Source organism: Pseudomonas tehranensis (genome assembly GCF_014268615.1).
GTDB classification, from domain to species: domain Bacteria; phylum Pseudomonadota; class Gammaproteobacteria; order Pseudomonadales; family Pseudomonadaceae; genus Aquipseudomonas; species Aquipseudomonas tehranensis.
Genome location: NZ_JABWQV010000011.1, coordinates 21246 through 43277 on the forward strand (window position 1 = coordinate 21246; position 22032 = coordinate 43277).

At 60.1% G+C, this 22032-nt stretch carries 16 protein-coding genes and 1 pseudogene; 3 read left to right on the forward strand and 14 right to left on the reverse strand.

Annotated elements, in window-relative coordinates:
- Nucleotides 1-84: 84 nt before the first annotated feature.
- The 6 genes from HU811_RS04460 to HU811_RS04485 form a co-directional block, all read right to left on the reverse strand.
- Nucleotides 85-1434 carry a TolC family outer membrane protein gene (locus tag HU811_RS04460; protein ID WP_186654268.1) on the reverse strand — a complete coding sequence of 450 codons (1350 nt, stop codon included), beginning with the start codon at nt 1432-1434 and terminating at the stop codon, nt 85-87.
- A gap of 14 nt (nt 1435-1448) precedes the next feature.
- Nucleotides 1449-2783 carry an HlyD family type I secretion periplasmic adaptor subunit gene (locus tag HU811_RS04465; RefSeq protein ID WP_092453503.1) on the reverse strand — a complete coding sequence of 445 codons (1335 nt, stop codon included), beginning with the start codon at nt 2781-2783 and terminating at the stop codon, nt 1449-1451.
- Nucleotides 2780-4555 (reverse strand): type I secretion system permease/ATPase, encoded by a 1776-nt coding sequence (locus tag HU811_RS04470; RefSeq protein ID WP_186654270.1) that lies wholly within the window; start codon nt 4553-4555, stop codon nt 2780-2782. Before HU811_RS04470 ends, HU811_RS04465 begins: the two co-directional genes overlap by 4 nt.
- Nucleotides 4556-4688: 133 nt before the next feature.
- Entirely contained in the window at nt 4689-5126 is a 438-nt protein-coding gene (locus HU811_RS04475) for an AprI/Inh family metalloprotease inhibitor (protein WP_186654272.1), read from the reverse strand.
- A gap of 58 nt (nt 5127-5184) precedes the next feature.
- Complete coding sequence (locus HU811_RS04480) at nt 5185-6642, reverse strand: serralysin family metalloprotease (RefSeq protein ID WP_186654274.1); 1458 nt, start codon at nt 6640-6642, stop codon at nt 5185-5187.
- Between the two features lie 333 nt (nt 6643-6975).
- A complete protein-coding gene (locus HU811_RS04485) occupies nt 6976-7881 on the reverse strand; it encodes a LysR family transcriptional regulator (protein ID WP_186654276.1) in 906 nt (301 codons plus the stop codon).
- Between the two features lie 133 nt (nt 7882-8014).
- On the opposite strand from HU811_RS04485, the gene HU811_RS04490 reads away from it, so the two are divergent.
- A complete protein-coding gene (locus tag HU811_RS04490; RefSeq protein ID WP_186654278.1) occupies nt 8015-9481 on the forward strand; it encodes an MFS transporter in 1467 nt (488 codons plus the stop codon).
- Nucleotides 9482-9670: 189 nt separating this feature from the next.
- On the forward strand, nt 9671-9949 hold the full coding sequence (locus HU811_RS04495) for a DUF1652 domain-containing protein (RefSeq protein WP_047226440.1): 279 nt from the start codon (nt 9671-9673) through the stop codon (nt 9947-9949).
- Nucleotides 9950-10013: 64 nt separating this feature from the next.
- Here HU811_RS04495 and HU811_RS04500 read toward each other — a convergent pair whose 3' ends face one another.
- The 5 genes from HU811_RS04500 to HU811_RS04520 all read right to left on the reverse strand — a co-directional run bounded on the left by HU811_RS04500 (nt 10014) and on the right by HU811_RS04520 (nt 19095).
- Nucleotides 10014-12482 carry a UvrD-helicase domain-containing protein gene (locus HU811_RS04500; RefSeq protein ID WP_186654280.1) on the reverse strand — a complete coding sequence of 823 codons (2469 nt, stop codon included), beginning with the start codon at nt 12480-12482 and terminating at the stop codon, nt 10014-10016.
- A 231-nt stretch (nt 12483-12713) separates the two neighbouring features.
- On the reverse strand, nt 12714-14360 hold the full coding sequence (pgm, locus tag HU811_RS04505) for a phosphoglucomutase (alpha-D-glucose-1,6-bisphosphate-dependent) (protein WP_186654282.1): 1647 nt from the start codon (nt 14358-14360) through the stop codon (nt 12714-12716).
- A gap of 91 nt (nt 14361-14451) precedes the next feature.
- Nucleotides 14452-15849 (reverse strand): aminotransferase-like domain-containing protein, encoded by a 1398-nt coding sequence (locus HU811_RS04510; protein ID WP_186654284.1) that lies wholly within the window; start codon nt 15847-15849, stop codon nt 14452-14454.
- A 48-nt stretch (nt 15850-15897) separates the two neighbouring features.
- On the reverse strand, nt 15898-17385 hold the full coding sequence (locus HU811_RS04515) for a hypothetical protein (RefSeq protein WP_186654285.1): 1488 nt from the start codon (nt 17383-17385) through the stop codon (nt 15898-15900).
- Between the two features lie 684 nt (nt 17386-18069).
- Nucleotides 18070-19095 (reverse strand): zinc-dependent alcohol dehydrogenase family protein, encoded by a 1026-nt coding sequence (locus tag HU811_RS04520; RefSeq protein ID WP_047226435.1) that lies wholly within the window; start codon nt 19093-19095, stop codon nt 18070-18072.
- A gap of 245 nt (nt 19096-19340) precedes the next feature.
- Between HU811_RS04520 and HU811_RS04525 the strand changes: the two genes are divergently transcribed.
- A complete protein-coding gene (locus HU811_RS04525) occupies nt 19341-20255 on the forward strand; it encodes a LysR family transcriptional regulator (protein WP_047226434.1) in 915 nt (304 codons plus the stop codon).
- A 58-nt stretch (nt 20256-20313) separates the two neighbouring features.
- Here HU811_RS04525 and HU811_RS04530 read toward each other — a convergent pair.
- From HU811_RS04530 to HU811_RS04540, 3 genes and pseudogenes are all read right to left on the reverse strand, one after another.
- Nucleotides 20314-20454: pseudogene (locus HU811_RS04530) on the reverse strand (flavin reductase family protein); the annotation flags it as partial.
- A 221-nt stretch (nt 20455-20675) separates the two neighbouring features.
- Complete coding sequence (locus HU811_RS04535; protein WP_092398175.1) at nt 20676-21086, reverse strand: hypothetical protein; 411 nt, start codon at nt 21084-21086, stop codon at nt 20676-20678.
- Nucleotides 21087-21134: 48 nt separating this feature from the next.
- Entirely contained in the window at nt 21135-22028 is an 894-nt protein-coding gene (locus HU811_RS04540; protein WP_186654288.1) for an alpha/beta hydrolase, read from the reverse strand.
- Between the last annotated feature and the right edge of the window lie 4 nt (nt 22029-22032).

Genomic DNA, 22032 nt, shown 5'->3' on the forward strand with positions numbered 1-22032 from the left:
GTTGCTGATAGCGGCGAAGCTCTTGTGGGTGGGCTGCATCGCAACCCAGCGGGGATAAATCCCCTCGCCACACAGCACTGCCCGTCATTGGGTCAGCGCCGGCGGCACAAACGCCTCATCCACCTGGGCCAGGTCTTGCGCGCCCAAGGTGCCGGCGTAGTAGTGCAACTTTGTCCAGGCCATGAGGTAGTCATAACGGGCCTGGGCCAGGTCGCGTCGGGTGGTGTAGAGCTGTTCTTCGGCGTTCAGGGCATCGAGGTTGACCCGTTCGCCGCCGAGGATGCTTTGCCGGGTCGATACCACCAACGCCTCGGCGGCGCTGAGGGCTTTGCGGTATGCCCGCAGCTTGTTCACCCCCGACATGCAGGCGCTGAACTGTCGGCGCAGCTCGATCAGGGTTTCCCGGGTTTTGGCGTCCAGTTCATATTCGGCCCGCTCCATGTTGCGGCTGGCCTGACGGGTCGACGCCGAGACCCCGCCACCGGCGTACAGCGGCACGCTGATCTCAAGTCCAATGGTGTTGGTGTCGTAGCGCTGGTTGTAGGTGTTACCGCTTTCCGACTCGTTCTGGCGCATCGTCGCGTAGGCGCTGACCTTGGGCAGGTGTCCGGCGCGGTTGCGTTCGACTTCGTAGCGCGCCACGTCCACGGCCTGGCGCTGGGATGCCAGGGTCGGGTTGTTGCTCACGGCCAGTTCGTGCCATGCCTGAAAACTGGCCGGCTGCAAGGCAAAGGTCTGGAACGTTTCGTTCAGGGGCGCCAGGTCGCCAATGTTCAGGGTCGGGACGCCAATCAGCGAGCCCAGTTCGCGCAAGGAAGCGTCCTGCTCGTTGCGGGCCTCAATCTCTTCGGCAATCGCCAACTCATAGCGCGACTCGGCTTCAAGGATGTCGGTGCGCATACCTTCGCCTTGGGCAAACAGGTGCTCGTTCTGATGAAACTGTTGTTCGAAAGCTTTTTTCCTGGCCTGGGCAATGTCGATCTGATCCTGGGCGAACAACGCCTGGGTGTAGGCGCTCAACACCCGCACTAGCAACTCCTGGCTCTTGCCACGAAAGTTTTCGTCGGCAAACAGCGCCTGGGCCACGCCTTTGCGGTAGGCGGCGTAGGCCTCGTAGTCCAACAGCGGTTGTTGCAGGGTCAGGCTGGAGCCATAGCTGCTGTAGTTGCGGTCGTCATGCTGGCTGGCGCCGCGCTCGTTGAGGTAGGTGACCTTGGACTGGTTGCGGCCCTTGTTGTAGCTGTAGCCCAGGTGCGGCAGCAGCCCGGCGCGGCCAATGGCGCGGTTCTCCAGGCCGGCATCGCGCTCCTTGATCGCGCCCAGGTAGACCGGGTCATTGCGCAGGGCTTGTTCATAGAACTCGAATGGCCCCATGGCCCAGGCATTGTTGCAGATAACCGCCGCCAGCGCGGCGAGCCAGTAACGTCCCTTCATACCCCCGAACATCCTCATTCTTCGGTCAACGCGGAGCCGGCTCGGTCGAGCAGCGGTTTGAACAGGTAGTTCATGAGCGAGCGCTCACCCGTGCGCACGAACATTTGCGCCGGCATTCCGGGCTTGATCACCAGCCCGTTGAGTTTTTCCATCGCCACTTCGCTGACGCTGCTGCGCAGGATGTAATACGGCTCAGCGGTTCTTTCATCAATCATCTGGTCGGCGGAAATCAGGCTGACCTGCCCCGGGACCCTCGGCGTGCGGTTCTGGTTGAAGGCGGTGAAGAGGATGTCCACTGGCAACTGGGTGCCCACCTTGTCGATCAGGTTGACCGGCAGGCGCCCTTCCACTTCCAGGCGCGTGTCTTGGGGCACGATTTCCAGCAAGGTATCGCCCTGACGGACCACGGCGCCTTCGGTGTGTACGCCCAAGTTCACGGCGATGCCATCGGCGGTGGCAAGGATCTCGCTGTGTTGCAGCTCAAACGCGGCAGACTTGAGCTGCTGTTGCAGGGTTTCGCGCTTGAGTTGCGCCTCGGCCAACTGACTGCGAACCTCCTTCTGGTATTCCTCATTGTGTTGTTCAAGCGTGAGGCGGGACTCGACGATGCCCTGCTCCACCCGGCCGCTTTCGCCACTGTTCTGCGCCAGTTCCTGCTGCACTTGCGACAGTTGCCGTTGATAATCCAGCAGACGGTTGCGCGGGATGTAGCCGTTGTCCGCCAACGGTTGCAGGTTGCTGAGCTGCTGACGCAGGGACTGGGCTTGGGCATTGAGGTCATTGCGAGCCCGGCGCATGCCCGCCAGTTGCGCCGTGGCGCCTTCGATATTGGCGCGCAACGCGGCCTGCTCCCGGGCCACCGCTTCGCGGCGGCTGCTGAACAACTGCCGCTGGCCTTCGAGCACCAGCGCCAGGCGCGGGTCGGGGTCGTGGCTCAGTTCAGCCGCAAAGCTGACCTGTGGGAGGTTGTCCCGCTCGCTTTGCCAGCGTGCCAGGCTGGCCCAGGCCATGCGGTACTGGGCTTGCAGCGATTGCACATCGGCCGCAGCCTGAGTCTGGTCCAGTTGGAACAGCGGTTGGCCCTGCCTCACGGTCTCGCCTTCACGCACCAGAATCCGGCTGATCACGCCGCTGCTCATCGATTGCACGGCCTTGCGCTTGCCGGAAACCACCACGGTGCCCTGCACCGCAATACCTTGGTCCAGCGGCGCCAGGCTGGCCCAGGTGAAAAAACTGCCGGCGCCAATGATCGCCAGTGCCCATCCCAGACGGGTGAAGAAACGGGCATCGCGCTCGGGATGTTCGAGGTCTTGAGAGTGTTGCAGATTCATGTCGCGATCCTTGCTCATGCGCCGCTGGGTTTGCTGGCCGCCGAGTACTGGCGACTCATGCTCAGCCCGTTGGGGGCTGCCTGGGGTTTGTCGCGTTGCGATTGCGGTTGGCCGGACAAAGCCCGCAGCACCTCCTGACTTGGACCGAACGCTTGTAGGTGGCCTTCATTGAGCACCAGCAGCTTGTCGGCCTGAGCCAGCGCCGAGGAGCGATGGGTCACCAGCACGACCGTGGAGCCCTGGGCTTTCATCTGCGCGATGGCGCCGGCCAGTGCCGCTTCACCGACTGTGTCGAGATTGGAGTTGGGTTCATCGAGCACCACCAGGCTCGGTTGGTCATACATTGCCCTGGCCAGGGCGACGCGCTGTTTCTGGCCACCGGACAAACCGCTGCCATCCTCTCCCAGCACGGTGTCGTAGCCTTGAGGCATGCGCAGGATCAGTTCATGCACACCGGCCTGTTGTGCGGCCGCGACGACCTTTTGCGGATCGGCCTGGCGAAAACGGGCAATGTTCTCAGCAATGCTGCCGCTGAACAGCTCAATATCCTGGGGCAGATAGCCAATGTGCGGGCCGAGCTGGTCGCGATTCCAGCGATGGATGTCGGCCCCGTCGAGCCGCACGGTGCCTGCGAAGGTCGGCCATACCCCAACCAACACGCGGGCCAGGGTGGATTTGCCGGACCCCGACGCGCCCAACACCCCGAGCACTTCCCCGGCGTCCAGGCTGAAACCGAGCTGATGCAGCGTCGCGTTGCGCCGCCCCGGTGGGCCGGCGCTGACCTGTTCGAAGCTCACCTGGCCCTTGGGCGCCGGCAATTTCATCGCCTCGTCCTGCTGCGGATAAGCCTGCAACAGCGCGTCGAGACGGCGATAGGCCAGTTTGGCCCCGCTCCACTGCTTCCACACGGCGATCAACTGGTCGATGGGGCTTAGCACCCGCCCCATCAGGATTGAGCCGGCAATCATCATTCCAGCGGTCATGTCGCCCCTGATCACCAACAGCGCCCCCAGCCCCAGTACCAACGATTGCAGACACAGGCGCAGGGTCTTGCTCAGGGAGCTGATCACCGCGCCGGTATCACTGGCTTGGTTTTGCAGGCCGAGAAAGCGCGAATGCACGGCAAACCAGCGCCCGCGCAATGCGCCGAGCATGCCCATGGCCTGGATGGTCTCGGCGTTGTGCAAGTGGCTGGTCGCCAGTTGGCTGGACTGTTGCGAGTAAACACTGGCCTGCCCCAGCGGCTTTTTGGTCATGGCTTCGTTGAGACAGGCCAGGCCGATGAGCAGCAAGGTGCCAACGCTGGCGAACACGCCCAACCAGACGTTGAACAGGTAGATCACCAGCAAATACACGGGAAACCACGGGGCGTCGAAGAATGCGAACAGCGCAGGTCCAGTGACGAACTGGCGGATGTGGGTAAGGTCACCCAGCGACTGCCCGGCGTTGCCCTCGCCTTGGCACAGGTTGCGCTCGAACGCGGCCTTGTATACCTGAAGGTTCAAGCGTCTTTCCAGCTGGCTGCCGATACGGATAACAATGAAGCTGCGCAGCATTTCCAGCAGCCCGATAAATACGAAGAAACCCACCACCATCAACGACAACATCCACAGCGTGGTTTCGTTTTGTGATGACAGGCCCCGGTCATACACTTGGAGCATATAAATCGAAGGCGCCAACATCAGGACATTAATCAGTGCGGTAAAACAACCGACGCTGATCAGAATACTTTTATAGTCGCCCAGCGCTCTATACAGCGGCACCGTCGCAGCGCGCCTTGTCATGTTCATGTAGATATCCTTGCTGTTGGCTTTGCCAGGTTATTCAACTTGCCAATCTTTAAATGTTTTACGTCGGGCCGCAGTGCGGTGCACACCTGTTTAAACAGGCGCGCCAAGGGCATTGGCACACTGTACTTACGTGTTAAGGAATGGTTTGGGGTGGACTCCGTTCGAGCGTCACTACCTGACCTGATTTCAAGGTGACTTGATAGTGTTGCTCTTGACGCAGTTGCAAGTGAATCCGGCTGTTCTGTTTGCCAATCAGTGAAAGGCCGTCTGGCTCGGTGAACCAATGGACCGGCTCATCGCCCAGCCACTGTCCCAGGCAGGCGGTTTGCCCGACCAGGGTTTGATCTGCCCGAAGCTCGACAAGGCAGATGCTGGACGGCGCGTCTTGGGACGATGGGGGCTGCGCAGGCGCCTGCGGCCCCGACAGAACAGCCTGCCACTGGCCGGCCAACTGGGAAGGTTCTGCTAACAACAGGCTGCGCGCCATGGCGACTTCTCCGGTAAACATCATCAGCGTAGCGAGTAACCAGGCACCTGCCTGGACACCTCGGGGCTTAGGGCTTTTGCACATAGGTTCAATCCTGAAGGATCCCGCAAGAGCGCTGGCCGCTCCCACGGGATCGAGGACATCAGGCCACGATATCCGAGACAGCCGCCTGGCCGACGGTACTGACCAGGAAGTCAGCCACGCCGTGCCCGGAGAAGTCCACCGACAGCAGGCTGTTGCCACCTGATGTCGACAGCACCGCATCACCCGCCGTACCGGTGAATGCGTTCACAAAGTGCAGGCCCGCGCCTTTGGTGATGGCGGTCAGGTCGATCTTGTCCAGGCCGCTGACGAAATCGAGGATCTGATCGACCGCACCTGGCCGTGAGTCAGAACTGGCGGCGAACACGAAGGTGTCCGAGCCCGAACCGCCCCACAGTTTGTCGGCACCGCCGGCGCCCCAAAGGATGTCGTTGCCGGCACCGCCCTTGAGTTCGTTGGCCACGGAGTTGCCGATCAGCAAGTCACTGCCCGAGCCGCCAATGGCATTCTCGATGGTCACCCCCTGAGCGATGGACACGTTACCCACCATGCCGCCTACGTCGGAAAACGAGGCGCCATTGAGGTTGATTTTCTGGTTTTGTGTGAAGCCTGAAAAATCCAGGGTGTCGCGGCCACCGGCGTCCCATACCGAGAACACGACTTTGTCCGAAGACGAGGATGCGCTGTAGAAGTCGCGACCGGTGTTGGAGTTGAAGCCGTAGGTCGAGTCGCCGGTCCGGGTGCTGGTGTTGGCACCGTAGAGCTTCTGAATGGCCGCAATGTCATCCATCAGCGGGCCCGAGGCATAGGCTTCGACGCCGCCCTTGCTGAAGTCCTGGCTGGTGTTGGTTTCACTCCAGTAACTCATGAGGCTGTAGCCTCGGGTGTCCTGAGCATAGGTGGCGTCATCGTAGGTCGGGCTACCTTCACCGGCGTTATAGTCGCCAGGATGCGCCAGGCCCAGGCTGTGACCGATTTCATGGGTCAGGGTCTGACGGCCATAGTTGTTCAGTTCCGGGTTCTTGTTCTGGGTGTAGCGGCTGTTGATCAGGTACCAGGAAGTCCCGTCATAACCGGCGCCCGTGCCCGGTAAATAGGCAAATGCCGCCGCGCCGTCCTGGCCGCTGCTGTAGTTGCCGAAGGTCATGTGGCCGTCGCCACCGCTGGCCCTTTCAGTGAACGTGACATTGGCCACGTCCGCCCAGGACTGCATGGCCAGGACCGCCTGGCCTTTCTGTTGCGCGCTGAACTGGCTGAAACCGCTGATGCCGTGCTTGTTCATGGTGCTTGAGGAGGCAGAGGTCAGGAACGTGTAGGTCAGCTCGATCTTGCCGCTGGCGTCCCGGTCCTGGTAGGCCGCACCGTCGCGCAGCAACTGGGTGGCCGCTTCGTCCACGGAGTACGAGGGTTTGCCGTTGACGGTCAGATTGCCGCCACGATCGTATTGGTGGCTGAAACTATTGATCTGATTGAATGCACTGCTGGCCGCCGCCAGTGACTGTGGCGCCCAGAGCAGTTGCTCAGCAGAATCAATAGCGCTGTTTTTGACTTTCGACATAAACACACTTCCTTGTTTGCAATGGAACAGTTTTTGTCAGATAGAACAATCTCTGGCGAGAGCGTCCTATCACTCGCCCAATTGAGGACGCAAGAAAACTGACACAATTGGAAATCAAACGTCCAGCGAATTTTTTTGACCCTTTGACGCACTCACGCCTTCAACAACGGCGAAAGATACACGGCGCCCCGTTAGTACAGGTATTTCCCGGAAGACATTAAAGATTGTAGGACAAGATTCTATTTAAATATTAAATGAGGTTAACCACCATTTGCCAATCACGTCGCACTTCTAGCAACTAAGTGCCAGCGAAACGCTACTAACTAATGGCGGCTAAATCTCTACGGTTTTGCCTGAACACACTTCCCGCAGACAACCGCGAAACCAGCGGTGCACAGGATCGGCATCCATTCGGGGGTGCCAAAGCATGGAAATCGTGAATGTCGGCAGCGCAAACGGCAACGCAAAGCTGTGCATGCCGACGCGCAGGCGGGTGGTATAGCGTTCAGGGACGCTGGCGATCAGGTCGCTGGACCGGGCAAGGCCCAGCGCAGTGGAGAAGCCAGGGACGGTGATCGCGATCTGCCGTGTCAGGTTCAAGGACCGCAAGGCCTGGTCGATGACGCTGTGGTCCAGACCCCGCAAGGAAACGCCGATGTGCCCGCCTGCCGCATAACCGGCGGTACACACCTCGGCCCGACTCAGCGGGTGACCCGCGCGCACCACGCCAATGAGGCGATCAGTGAACAACGCCTGGGTTCGTAGCTCCGGGCTGGTGTCCTTGTCCACGACCGCCGTTTCCAGATCCACGCTGCCCTCTCGCAGCGCCGTACTGTCCTTGTCGGCCTTGTCCAGGAAATGCAGCCGCACACCGGGCGCCTGCTCGTTGATGCGGTTGATCAAGTCGATGGCGAAGTTTTCAACGAACCCTTCCCGGGTGCGCAGGATGAAAGTGCGGCTCAGTCGGCGCAGATCCGGCACCTGGGACGGCCGCAGCGCCGCTTGGGCATCCTGCACCAGTTGGCTGACCTGCTCGCGCAACGCCAAAGCGCGGGGTGTGGGCACCAGGCCCCGCCCGGCTCGCACCAGCAGCGGATCACCCGTGGTTTCGCGCAACCGCGCCAGCGCCCTGCTCATGGCCGAAGGGCTGAGTCGCAGTCGCCGAGCGGCGCGGGCCACGCTGCCTTCCGACAGCAAGACATCGAGAGTAATCAGCAGATTGAGGTCGGGTGTGGACATGGCGCAGCCCTGGGTTGGAGTAGGTGGCGCTGCATGCAGTTATAAAGTGCAATCCGTGCGTCTTCCGCCATGTTATGCCCAGGCGTAACGTTCTGACAGCTCCATTTTTAGAGCGGCAGAGACAGAGGACATGATGAAACCAGCCAATACCCAACCCAGCCTGCCGAGCGCGACGGGCGCACAACGGGTCTTTTCACCGCGCTGGGCCTTGACCAGCCTTTCACTGTCGACCTTGCTGGCCTCCCTGGGCGCCAGCGTGGCGACGGTGGGTTTGCCGACACTGGCCCATGCGTTCGAGGCCTCCTTCCAGCAAGTGCAGTGGGTCGTCCTTGCCTATTTACTGGCAATTACCACCCTGATTGTCAGCCTCGGGCGATTGGGGGACTTGCTCGGTCGTAGCCGGTTACTACTGGCCGGGATCGTGCTGTTCACCCTCGCATCAGCGCTATGCGGCATGGCGCCTTCGCTTTGGCTGTTGATCGCAGGCCGGGCATTACAGGGTCTTGGTGCGGCCATCATGATGACGTTGACCCTGGCCCTGGTGAGTGAAACGGTCAGCAAGGAAAAGACCGGCAGCGCGATGGGGCTGTTGGGCACCCTCTCCGCAGTCGGAACCGCCCTTGGCCCCTCACTGGGTGGTGCGCTTATCAGCGGTTTCGGGTGGCAGGCGCTATTTTTGATTAATGTTCCTCTTGGACTGCTGACGTTTGTCCTGGCCTGGCGTTCATTGCCCGCCCAACCACCCATGCGGGTAGTCGGGCGCCCGCGCTTTGATGCCTTGGGCACGCTGTTATTGGCAGCAACGCTTGCTGCCTATGCATTGGCCACGACGTTGGGACGGGGGAACTTCGGCTGGCCGAATATGGCGCTGTTGCTGACTGCGATCCTGGGCGGCAGTCTGTTTGTTTTGGCCCAGCGGCGGGTCGCGGCGCCGTTGATCCCCGTGGCGTTGCTGGGAGACCGGCTGCTGGTTTGCGGGCTGGTGACCAGTGCTCTGGTGGCAACGGTCATGATGGCGACGCTGCTGGTAGGGCCCTTCTACCTGTCCGTCGCCCTTGGATTGCCTGCCGCGCTGGTGGGGCTGGCGTTGGCGGCGGGACCGTCGGTGGCTGCGCTGACGGGTGTGCCTGCCGGGCGGCTGGTGGACCGGTTCGGCGTGCGCCCTGTGCGGCTCGTCGGGCTGCTGGTCATGATTGTCGGCTGTCTGATGCTGTCTCTGATGTCACCGACCCTCGGTGTGGGCGGCTATGTCGGTGCTATCGCGGTAACGACCCTTGGCTATGCGCTGTTCCAGACGGCCAACAACACCGCAGTGATGGCGAACGTGCCAGCAGACAAACGTGGCGTCTTCTCAGGGCTGCTCAACTTGTCGCGCAATCTGGGTTTCCTGACCGGTGCATCGGCACTCGGCGCGGTGTTTGCCCTGACTGTACCGACGAATGGCATCGTCCGCGCCTCCCCCGAAGCGGTAACAAATGGCTTGCATCTGACCTTCGCCGTAGCCACATCGTTGATGCTGTTGTCCTGGCTAGTGGTCTTGCAATGCCGTGAACCAGAGCCTCTGGATGGGCGTAATGACATCCTTGCCCAGAGAAAGTGAGGGCCTGATCAAAACGGCATAAGTCGTGATGCAAATCAAAAAAAGTGAACCAATCGCCAAACGGCCTGAAAAAAGCCACATGACATTCATTTTCAGGTGCTATTTTTAGTTCTCACTGGTAGAGCCATGATGGCTCTTCCTTCCTGATATGAGCAAACGGAAGCGCTTGATGAAGAAGGTGGGCAACAGATGAATAGAGGATCTTTCAGCAAGGTTACGTTTCCCAACGCCTGCCAGTTGATGCGCTGGCATTTTCATCCCATGGGATTCGAGGCCAGCATGGACGCACCGGGCAGTATGGTCGCCCGGCTGTTTGACCGTGCCAGCGGCGAGACTATGATCGCGATTGCGGGCATCCCCTGCGCGACAGTGATGAACGCCCCTGACGTGGAGCGAATAATCGAAGCAGTGGAAGCCGAGCTGGAAGCTTTCGTGCCACCGGTTGGCTTGCGACGATTTGCCTCCTGAAAAAAAGAAGCCCACAGCAGTGGGCTTCTTTTTGGCTGACGGTTTTGTTCGTGTATCGAGGTTCTCAACCGCGGGCGCGGCGATGATCGGCAAAGAACGGCTTGCCGGTCCCTATCCGATCCGAAGCCTTGGGCGTCTTGTTCATTTGTGTGTCCTGCCCATCGACATACCAATAGCAGTGCTGCACCGCCCGGGTAATGCCGACATAGGCCAGACGCAGAATCTCATCCTTCTGTGCCGTGTCGTACGGCTCGGCATCGCCCTCCTGGCCAAGCCCGGCCATTCGGTAGACCTGATTCTTGTAGGGGGAACTGGTTGAGTGCTGGCAGTCACCGAGCAAAAACACCGCATCGGCCTGAAGTCCCTTGGCGCTGTGGTAAGTCATCTGTCGGAGGCGTCGCACGGGGTACGGCAAGCTAGAATCCACATTAACTGTTGGTTGAATATGCTTTTCAATCAATAGCTTATCGCTGCTTTTTCGATAAAGCATCAAGATTGAATCGCCTTTGCGGTAGTGTTCGTCCAGCCGCTTCGCCAAGCCTTCGTCGTCTCTGTCCAGCACATTGACCGGGCTCAAGGTTCGAGGCGCGCCGCTGGCCTTGGCCTTTTTGCCGGGAATCGCCGCAGCCGCGCGCACGACGTGTTCGGCGGCGTCAATGATGTGCTGATGGCTACGGTAGTTGTCGGTGAGCATGACCCGGGTGTTTGCCGGTGAAGGAAACTGTTTGTTGAACGCCATGAAATAACTCGGGGAGCTGCCGCGCCAGCCGTAAATCGACTGCCAATCATCGCCCACGCACAGCAAGGAGGAACGTTGGGCGCCCCGTCCCACATGCATGGCGGGACCGCGGCTGCGCACTTCCCGCAGGCTGGCGCGAAGCCAGGAGACGATCTGCGGCGAGACATCTTGAAACTCGTCGATCATCAAGTGCGACAGAGGACGCAGTATCGCATCGCTCAACAGCTTGAAGTTCTCGGGGGAATGCTCACTGAACAGCGCGAACATTCGGTTATAAGTCATGACGGGCGGCGACTGATCCAGCAAATGATCTTCAAATGCCCGCCAGTAGCGACTCAGGGCCTCAAAGAAATAACGATCCGGGTCATCCTGGGCAAAACACATCCGGCCCACGGCGTCCGGGACGTCCAGGCCCAGGTTCTCGATAAAGCCGGCGGCCGCGACGAAACAATCCAGCAACGGTGCCGAACCCAGTTCGCCTTTCACTTTGTAATCGAACCCTGGGCCTGCGCTGGCATCGCCGGCCAAGACGCTCAATACACGCTTTGACGCCTCATAACTATCGAGCCATATCAATGGCTTAGAGCAGAAAGCTTGAAACAGGGTGCGCTTGACTGCCCACTCCGCACGGATACTCAGCTTGGCGCCCGGCCGGCTGAGTCGGGCGTCTTCCCGCGGATCGAAACCCAGCATCACCCAGGCGTCCAGAGTTGGAACATAGCCGTGACAATAAAAGGTCGCGCCATTGATCTGGAATGCCTGACGCTTTGGCACGATGCCCTTGATCGGCCAGGCGCTGGCGCGAAACCACAGGTCTTCGATCGCATCGCACAGCTCTTCATCGCGCTGGGCGGCCAGCTCGGTCACGGCTACACGTTTCTGCACATCAGGGTGGTCGCGTTCCAGCTCCTTGAGCTGCAAGGCATGGCGGGACATCGGCTTGATCAGTTCGCGAAAACGCTCGTCGCGCTGATAGAGACCGTGATAGCAGGCATTGAGCTGTTGGCGCTGAGCATCGTTGATGCGCAATTCAAAGGGATTGCCTTGGGCGTCATCATCCGGCGATTCGGTGCGATGGCTCAGGGTTTCAAACGCCTGGAGTCGCTCGAACCCGGGCAGGCTGCGCACCATGGGCAAGATGCGTGAATGGAAGGTTCGCACCAGGTCGCGAGCTTCCTTGAGGCTGATTGTCCGCCCCCAGAGGGCGAAAACCTCAATGAGTTTGTGAATGAAATCCTTGCGCGACTCCCGCGTGAAGGTCACCACGGTCATCGAATCCAACTCAAAACCCAGGTAATGGGACAGCAGCACAATACGTAGCACCAGGGTCGTGGACTTCCCGGCGCCTGCGCCCGCAACGACCGAGGTAGACGGCGTATCGCTCAGGATCATCTTCCACTGCGCGGCGCTCGGCTGGGCGTGAGCAGGAAGCAATCGGGCAACATCGGCCTTGATGCGTTTCTTGAGTTCGGCGGTCAACGGCAGGCGCCAGTCATCGAACAACAGATCATCGACTTTCGGTGCCGGGTGTTCAGTGCTTCGGGAATCCCGAATCAACAGGACCTGACGGCCCTCTTCCAACCCTTCGGCCTTGCCTTCCTTATGGCCGTAGTCAAAACCGGCGCTATGCCCGCTGCGAAAGCCGTCGGCCTGGCCGTGCAGCCAGGAAGCCCGATGCTGGGCTCGAAGTCGCGTCAGGCCATGACCTAAAAACCGCGCGGCCAGACGCTTGAGTAAAGGCATCTGCGCCAGGGGCAGAAGTTCGGGGGGAAGATCGGGAGTGTGTTGCGACACGCTGAGGGACTCCGGTGTTCAGAACCATGGCGGCTATGGTGTCTGTATTTGTCAGCGGATTCCACTCAAAAGCTTGTAAGTCATGGATTTAGGCGATGAAGTGAAAGTGGTGTCGCACATCGCCATCAGTGTCGCCCGACCCACCGTCATCGCGAGCTGGTTCGCTCCCACAAAGGCCGGGGTGCACCGCAAAGCCAATGTGGGAGCGAGCCTGTTCGCGATGGGTTTGAATCACTGTCCGGAAATGGCGCTGTCGACCAATGCCTGCGCCTCGACCACCAATTGCTTGAGGTGCTCGTCACTGATGAAGCTTTCGGCGTAAATCTTGTAGATGTCCTCAGTGCCTGATGGTCGCGCGGCGAACCAGCCGTTTTCAGTCATGACTTTCAGGCCGCCGATGGCCTGGTCATTGCCCGGTGCATGGCTGAGGATGCTCTGGATGGTCTCCCCGGCCAATTCGGTGGATGCGACCTGATCCGGTGCCAGCTTGCTCAGCAGCGCCTTCTGTTGCGGGCTCGCCTTGGCATCGACGCGCACGGAGAACGGCTCACCCAGTTCATCCGTCAGGGCGCGGTAGGCCTGGCTTGGGTCGCGACCGGTGCGCGCGGTCATTTCGGCCGCCAGCAACGCCGGGATCAGGCCGTCTTTGTCGGTACTCCACACACCGCCGTCCTTGCGCAGGAACGAGGCGCCGGCGCTTTCTTCGCCACCAAAGCCCAAGGAACCGTCGAACAAGCCGTCGGCGAACCACTTGAAGCCTACCGGCACTTCATACAGGCGCCGACCCAGACGCTTGGCTACGCGATCGATCAGCCCGCTGCTGACTACCGTCTTGCCCACGGCGGCATCGGCACGCCACTGCGGACGGTTCTGGAACAGGTAGTCGATGGACACCGCCAGATAGTTGTTCGGCGCCAGCAAACCGCCGGACGGCGTCACGATGCCATGGCGATCATGGTCCGGGTCGCAGGCGAAGGCCACATCGAAACGCTCTTTGAGGCCAATCAACCCTTGCATGGCATGGCTGGAGGACGGGTCCATGCGGATCTGCCCATCCCAGTCGACGGTCATGAAGCGGAAGGTGGAATCCACCTGAGTGTTGACCACGTCCAGATCCAGGCGGTAATGCTCGGCAATGGCGGGCCAGTAGCGCACCCCTGCTCCGCCCAGCGGATCCACGCCCAGGCGCAAGCCGGCAGCGCGAATGGCATCGAAGTCGATGACATTGATCAGATCCGCCACGTAGGTGTTGACGTAGTCGTGACGGTGAGTGGTGTCGGCCTTCAGGGCCTGCTCATAGCTGACGCGCTTGACGCCTGCCAACTGGCTTGCCAGCAGCTCGTTGGCCTTGGCTTCGATCCATTTGGTGATGTGGGTATCGGCCGGGCCGCCGTTGGTGGGGTTGTACTTGTAGCCCCCACTCTGCGGCGGATTGTGGGACGGGGTGATGACGATGCCGTCCGCCAGACCGGTGGTGCGGCCACGGTTGTAGCAAAGAATGGCGTGGGAGATCGCCGGCGTGGGCGTGTATTCATCGGCCTCGGCAATCATCACGGTGACCCCGTTGGCAGCGAACACCTCCAGCGCGCTGGCGCCTGCCGGGGTGGACAGCGCATGGGTATCGATCCCCAGGAACAAGGGGCCGTTGATGCCCTGGGCTTCGCGGTACAGGCAGATCGCTTGGCTGATAGCCAGCACATGCCATTCGTTGAACCCCAGGTCGAAGGAACTGCCACGGTGCCCGGAGGTGCCGAAAGCCACACGCTGGGTCGACACCGAGGCGTCGGGTCGGCCGGTGTAATAGGCCGTCACCAGTCGCGGGATATCGATCAACAACTCTGCCGGTGCCGGCTTGCCCGCAAATGGACTGACTGTCATGCAAAACCTCTGAATGGAGTGGCTCGATAAAATGGATGCAGTTTACTGACAGTTCGACCGTGGCGCGACGGGTTCGATCCATCGCCCTCCATTACGATTGCTCAAGTCTCAAGGCATCGGCCAGCGCACAGAGTGCAGTATCCAGATCGTGTGAACCGCTCAAGGCGTGGGTCAGGCGCAGATGTTGTGCATACAACCCTTGCAAACTGAACAGCTCCCCCGGCACAATGACGATTCGCTGCGCCAGCAGCCGCTGGAAGACCCGTCGCAGATCGACGTGCCGCGAAGATCGGGTCCAGATCGTTGCGCCCCCTTGGGGCTCCAGCCATTGCAGGCTGTCCCCTAGCCGCTCGCGCAGCATTTGCGTTGTCGATAGCGCACCTTCACGCAACAATCGTCGCAGCACCAGCAAGTGCTGATCGATCCGTCCGTTGCTGTACAAACGTGCGATGGCCTTCTGGCGAATCGGTGACAGACGAAACGCGCGCAGCAGGAAATGTCGCTGCAGCTCCAGCGTCAGCTGTCGCGACAACACATAGCCGTAGGGGGCCTCGGGACCGATGGTTTTTTCGAAAGTGGAATAGACGATCAGCCGGTCCGGGTCGAGCAAGTCTCGAAAAGGCGTAACCCCGGCTTCGAACGCCAGGTCTGTATAGCTGTCGTTCTCCAGCACCCATGTGCCGTGCAGCTCCAGCAAGCGCGCTACGGCGCGACGGTTGTTTTCAGGAACAAGCGTGCCCCTGGGCATATTCAGGACCGAGGACAGGATGACCAGGCGTACCGCTTTACTCGTCAGCAATTGTTCCAGTTGCTCGACATTGATCTCCCCATCCGCCAGCAGTGGCAGCTCGATCACGTCGATATCGGCCGCCTGCAGCAAGCGCAGAACCGTCCAGTCGCAGGGGGACTCGATCAGCACCGTGGCGCCCTTGAGCGCCAGCACGGCGATCAGAATCTCCAATACACCGCGCAGATCAGCGCCGATATAAACATCGTCGGCGTTCCAGCATCGGGCCGGCGAAGACGTATAGCGAGCCGCCAGCGCGGTGCGCAGTTCCAGCTCGCCCCAAGGCTGCGAGGGCATCTGTGAGGAGCGCGGATACTGACGCAGCAGCTCACGCTCCAGTAACAACAGCGGGCTGTCCAGCGGTTGCATCGATGCAGGCTCGTCAGCGCTGAGTACCAGCATTCCCGGTCGCCGTGCATTGACATACAGGGTCTCGAGCAGATCATCACCGCCGCCCAGCGTCGCGACGCAGGGTACTGGCAATGCGTAATAACCGGATTTGGCGACCGAATAGACCCGCCCTTCCTTCTCCAGCAACGAATAAGCGTACTGGATGGTAGAGATCGACACGTTCAGGCGCTCGGCCAGTTGCCGTAATGACGGCAAACGCACTCGGGCGTCGGCGCCCAGTTCGTTGATCAGGGTGGTGAGGTAACGATAAACCGCCTGATACGCGAAGTCTGTTTCCCGGCAACCTTTCATGGGGTTGGGCCAGGCGACGTGGCGAATGAATCCGTCAAATCCTGCCCCTCAATGCCGTGCCGCACGTTCGCGCATGGCATCGTCGCCCTGCCCGGCTTCTTCAATGTCGACGTCATCGACAGGCTGCTGCGCATCCATTCCCGATGCCTGTTCCTGCTCCGGCGGCGTGATACTGGCCCGATACAGCTTGCCGAGCATGTCGATGGACAGGCCGCTGACGTCGACCATCCATTGCGCCACCTGATCGGCGATGGCCGCGCCCTGCATGGCCTTGTGCAGATCCGGCAGCGCCACCAGCATGCCGGGATGACAGCAGCGCAGGAAGTGTTCCAGGCCGGCGCCTTGCTCCACGAAAGGAGCGAACAACATGCACACCAGTTGCGTTTCATTGAGCCCCAGGGTCTTGTGCGCGTCGCTGGCAGCCTGGGGGCGCCGCTCGGGGATGGCGGTGGGTGGGCCAAACAGCATTCGTGCCTGCTCGCAGACGTGCTCGGGCAACTGCTTGCGATGCATGATCATGATCGCCCGTTGTACATAGTCGCCATAGCCGGCTTCATAGCTGCGCCCCTGTAGGTAGCAGGCCTGCAGGCCATGCAGGTGGGCTGACAGCAGTGGGCTCAGGTATTCGTTTTCCGGCGCCGATGCGACCAGCTCATCGGTCCGCACCCGAAGGAATTCACTGAACAGTGGCCAGTTGGTTTCTTGCGAACTGTCGACGATCAGGTCGTCGATACCAATGTGACTCACGCGCCGACACGCCTCGAAATGCCCCTCGGGTCTCCATGCGTCCCCGTGTTCCTGACCATAGAAGCCCAGGTAGGGATTAGCGCCCAAGGAATCGAGTTGCGCGAAGAGACTGTCGAAACCGCTGGATGGGTCTGTCGCCAGGCCGACCTTGCGGGCAGCACGCCGAAGGCCCGACATGAACTGTTTTTGCTCGCGCGGCGTATCACTGCTGACTAACGAGTCCACGCCACGCTCCCAGCGAGCCATATGCCGATAGAACTCCGCCATCGCCAGGTAGCCGTGATCGCCTACCTCCAGGGGACTGTCGACCGAGCGAAGGTGGCCCAGAACCAGCGTGTCCATGCGATTGGCCTCATGCCCGGCCGCCGACAACGGCTGCTTGTGATTGAACGGCACCACCTCGCGGTTATCCGCCATCAGCAGTTCCACCCGGGGGTCGTCGTAAACGAACAGCGCGCTGTAACAGCGGTGGATGTTTTCCAGGGTCGCCTGGGTGGTTTCGCTCAGGCGTGGCGTGGCGACGCGCAAGTCGAAGGTCACCGGATGCCTGCCCGCGATGCTCAACTGTGCGGCCCGCAAGGCGGTCAGGACGTAAAAGCTGTCCCGGCTGCCGTTCTGGACTGTCAACACGCGATAGTCGCCGATCCGGTCGATGCCGCCGGCGGCGACAATTAAACGCTGGATCAAAAGCTGCAACGCCGTCCGTTCCGCGCGGGAATAAAAACCTGACAGTCGCTGCAATATCTGTTGATACACGTGATTCATTGCCTGCTCATGAATTGAACTCATAGCCATATACCTGGAAATTCAAATATCGGCGTCGCACTGGCATAGCGTGACCGAGCGACGGGTTGATCTGGAAAATTGTTCTAGTGCTGCAAAGAGTATTGGTAATACGCTCAAGCTTTGCTTGTCGTAATTATTTGATACATAAGCTGGGGAGTTCGCCCGCTTCGCCTTGGTACGCGCCTGCAAGCCTCTGAGCCATTGGGTTTCAGCGATTCAGTGTTGCGTCCTAGGAAGTTTCCGACAGCGTCCTTCAGACAATGAGTACGAAAAACAAAGAACATGCCTAACTTCAATTGCCCCCCTGCCCCAGTCAGTTTTCCCCGCAGTCGATTGATAGCGTTAAAACAATTAACGCTTGATGCACCTTTGCCCGAAGGATGACGATTTTCTAAAAACTTGTACTGCGCCACGACTTCTTCCTTGAGATGGAAATCAGCGTTCAATTATCAGGACTTAAATAACGATTAGAAGATACAGATTGAGGGCAAAAACCAGTTCAGTTCCCTGGGAATTAAACACTTTTCGGGTGTTGAGCGAACTGGACCGCCCAGGCAAGGGCATGGTTGCCGCGCACAAGGGCGTCATTGCCGGACGGAGCGGCAATGGCAGAAGAGAGGAAGAAAAGCAGGTTCAGGCCGACGGCGGCGCAAGAGTCGCCTTGCTGACTCTTGCGCGGGGGAGGAATCAGGCGGGATCGACTACCTGAAGGGCGACGCGTTCACGGCAGGGGCATTCGCCCATGTAACGGTGGGCTTCGACAAACTCGGAGAATGGAAACACCCGGGTCTTGAGCGGCAACAGCACGCGATCGGCGGTCAGTTGATTGATATCACGCAGCGCCCGCTGCAATGCCACCTGGTCCTGGATGATGCCCAGTTCCGGCTTGCCGGTAAAATTGCCGATGCAGTGCACAAAGAACTGAATGTTCTTCTGGAACGCCGCACAGGCCGGAAACGGCGTCTGGTTGCCGCCTTGCAAGCCATACAGCACCAGGCTGCCCCGCGGCGCCAGCACATCACCGAGCAGCGACATTTGCGGCCCGCCGAGGCCATCGAACACCACATCGACGCCACGGTTATCAGTGAGCTTGTTGATTTGCATCAGCAAGTCCTGCTCTTCGGTGACGATGACTTTTTCGGCGCCGAGCGACAGCAGGTACTCACGCTCATCAGCGGTCTTGGTGGCCGCGATCACCCGTACACCCAAGGCCTTGCCCAGTTGCACGAAGGATGGGCCGGCACAATGACTGGCATCAGTGACCAGGGCAAACTGCCCCGGTTTGACCCGTGCCAAGTCCACGTAGGCGAAATAGGCGATCAGCAGTGGCGTGTAGTGCACAGCGGCTTCGATCGGGGTGAGCACGTCGGGATAACGGGTCAGCGCGGTACGCGGCAGCACGATGATCTCACCGTACACCGGGTAATCGTTAGGGCTCTCGGCAGGAAAACTGGCGACTTTGTCGCCTACAGCCAAGTCGTCGACACCGTCTCCAACAGCCGTCACCACCCCGGCCATTTCATGACCAAGGCCCGAAGGCAGGCGCGCCTGGGACGACGCCAGATTCTGGCGCCACAGGGTGTCATACCAGCTGATGCCGATCGCTTCGACACGGACCTGCACTTCTCCTGGCGCAGGAAGAGCCGCCGCATGCTCTTCGCATTTGAGCACCTCGGCACCACCAAACTTGTGAAAACGGATCGTGCGGGACATCGCAAACCTCGTCAAAGTAACCTCTAATGCCATGAACTCTATCCGGGCTTTGTACCCAAGACCATCAGCGGCTATTAATAGTCGACATGCCTGTCATTGATTCCGCAGCAAGAAATCGGATCCGTCCTGTAGGAATATTCAAATTAGCCGGTGCAGAGTACCAGCCTTTCCCCGTAAGATTCATGCCGGTCATTGTTCTCATATGGCCGCTCACGTCAAGCTTGCTGAATCTGCCAGGACCCCAGATGAATCGTAATGACCTGCGTCGTGTCGACCTGAACCTGTTGATCGTGTTCGAAACATTGATGCATGAACGCAGTGTGACCCGAGCCGCCGAGAAGCTGTTCCTCGGCCAGCCAGCCATCAGTGCCGCGCTGTCACGCCTGCGCAACCTGTTTGATGACCCGCTGTTCGTGCGCACCGGTCGTAGCATGGAACCGTCGGCCCGGGCGGTCGAAATCTTCGCCCTGCTCTCCCCAGCCCTGGATTCGATCTCCACGGCGGTCAGCCGCGCGGCGGAGTTCGACCCGGCCACCAGCACCTCGGTGTTTCGCATCGGCCTGTCGGACGACGCCGAGTTCGCGCTGTTGCCGATGCTGCTCAAACGCCTGCGGGCCGAAGCCCCGGGCATTGTCCTGGTCGTGCGCCGGGTCAACTACATTCTGATGCCCGGCTTACTGGCGTCCGGTGAAATCTCCATCGGCGTCAGCTACACCGAGGATCTGCCGGCCAACGCCAAGCGTAAAGTCTTGCGGCGCAGCATGCCCAAAGTGCTGCGGGCCGACACGGCCCCAGGACGACTGAATCTGGACGAATTCTGCGCCCGACCCCATGCGCTGGTGTCCTTCGCCGGGGACCTGAGCGGTTTCATCGATGAAGAGCTGGAGAAACTGGACCGCAAGCGTCACGTAGTATTGGCCGTGCCGCAGTTCAATGGCCTGAGCACGCTGCTGGCGGGCACTGACATCATCGCCATCGTGCCCGACTACACCGCCGACGCACTGACCGCCGCCGGCGGCGTCCGCGCCGAAGACCCGCCGATCCCGGTGCGCAGCTTCGAGCTGCACATGGCCTGGCGCGGCTCCCAGGACAACGACCCGGGCGAGCGCTGGTTGCGTTCGCGGATTCAGATGTTTTTTGGGGATCCCGAGAGTCTTTGATTCAAGCCGTCGCACACTTAAACGCTGGATGACCGCGCACCGCCGCTTCCAAGCAGGCGTTCATCGCCTCGGCGAGTTCTCGCGTCGCCAGATTCCATACAAACTCGCCGGTCGCACGCGCATTGGCGAGCGAGTCCTTCGCGCCAAGCGAGCAAAAGCCGATGATCGGCGGCTTGTAGTTGAATAGGTTAAAAAAGCTGCCTGAGAAACGAAGGAGACATTCGATTCGAGTCAATTCTGCTGCGCCGTTTCTAAAGAACGGGGCGGCTTTCGTATTTCTTACTTGTTTACCCAAGGCCCGCCAGCGCGCGTTTCTCTTCGCTAGAGATTTTTTGAGCTGGAATGTGGGCGTGGAAAATTGGCATGAGTGGTTCCTCAGTGGTGTTGCTCAGCTAATACACGGCGACGAATTGGCCCGGCTTAGCTAAAGAAGTCTTGACCGAGTGTTTCTTCGAGTCGCTCTTTCAGGCCCGCCGAGAACTCACGAACGACGGGGAACGGGCTTTGAAAGAGCTTGATATTGCGGACGAGGCCAGACTCATTCCGAGTGATGATGGTGGTGCCGGCGATCGGCTTACCTCCGTGGATGGCATCCCACTCCAGGTAAGTCTTCGCACCGTCAACCGTCTCCGCAGTGAACACGAAATCTTCGTACATCGTACTTGTCGCGGCAAAGAATGCCCCGATGGATGTCGGGCCGATCACGGTCTTGCTGAGGGCTGAGGTCTGAAGGCTGGCGTCAGCAGTGAACGACGTCGCGAAGTCGCTCGTTCCTTTCTTCTTGACGATTTGCATCCACGCTGTCCCCGGTGGGGTGGCGTCAGTAGTCATTACCATCTCCTATCTAGTGTCTGCGGTTTTGCAGCGTGCGTGCGCGTGCTAGTCAGCGAGGTGTCCGATGAGAAACTCGCCGGCTCTCTGGAGAGCGTCCTGGGCCTGAGGCAAAGAAGCTGTCTGAATGTGCCAGACGTGGAGCATCTCCGGCCAGACCTCAAGGTGCGACTCGCCGTCGGCCGCGCGCACCTTTCGGTCAATTTCAAGCGCGTCGTCGAGAAGTACTTCGTCGCTTCCGACATGTATGAGCAGCGGAGGAAAACCGTGCATGTCGGCGAACATGGGTGAGATGCGCGGATCCTTCAAATCGTGGTTGCCGGCGTAAGCCTCTACCATCTCCCGCATCGCGCTCGCGTTGACCATTGGGTCGCGGTGAGCCAGTTGCGTTAACGAGGGCAGCGTTAGCGTTAAATCTGCCCATGGGCTAATGAGTAGCGCTGCTCGTGCGTCCTTATGGCCCTTCGAGGCTGCATAGGCCAGAACGTTGAGAGCCATGCCACCGCCACTGGAATCACCTGTCACGGCAAACGGTTTGCCAAGCGCACGCACGGCTTCGTAGCCGCGGATGGACTCGTCGTAGGATGCTGGAAATGGGTGCTCGGGAGCCTTGGAGTGGTCCAGAACGATGACCTGGGACTTTGCCGCTCGAGACAGCTCCCCAAGCATGCCCAAATGCGACGCAGGAGAGCCAGCCACCCAGCCACCACCATGGAAATGGTAGATGACTCGGTCCTTAGATGCGCCAGGAGCCGTAATCGCCACTGCGGCTACGCCATCGAGCTCGATCGTCTCGACGGTTAGGTCGGCCGCCGGCGGGTTCGCTTGTGAAATGGCCTCCATGCCGACGCGGAGCGTCTCAATGGTGCGTACAGGATGCGCAAAGTCGAAGGCGAACATCGCATCCCGAAGCTCCCGGACGGAAGATGAATCGTAAGTCATGATC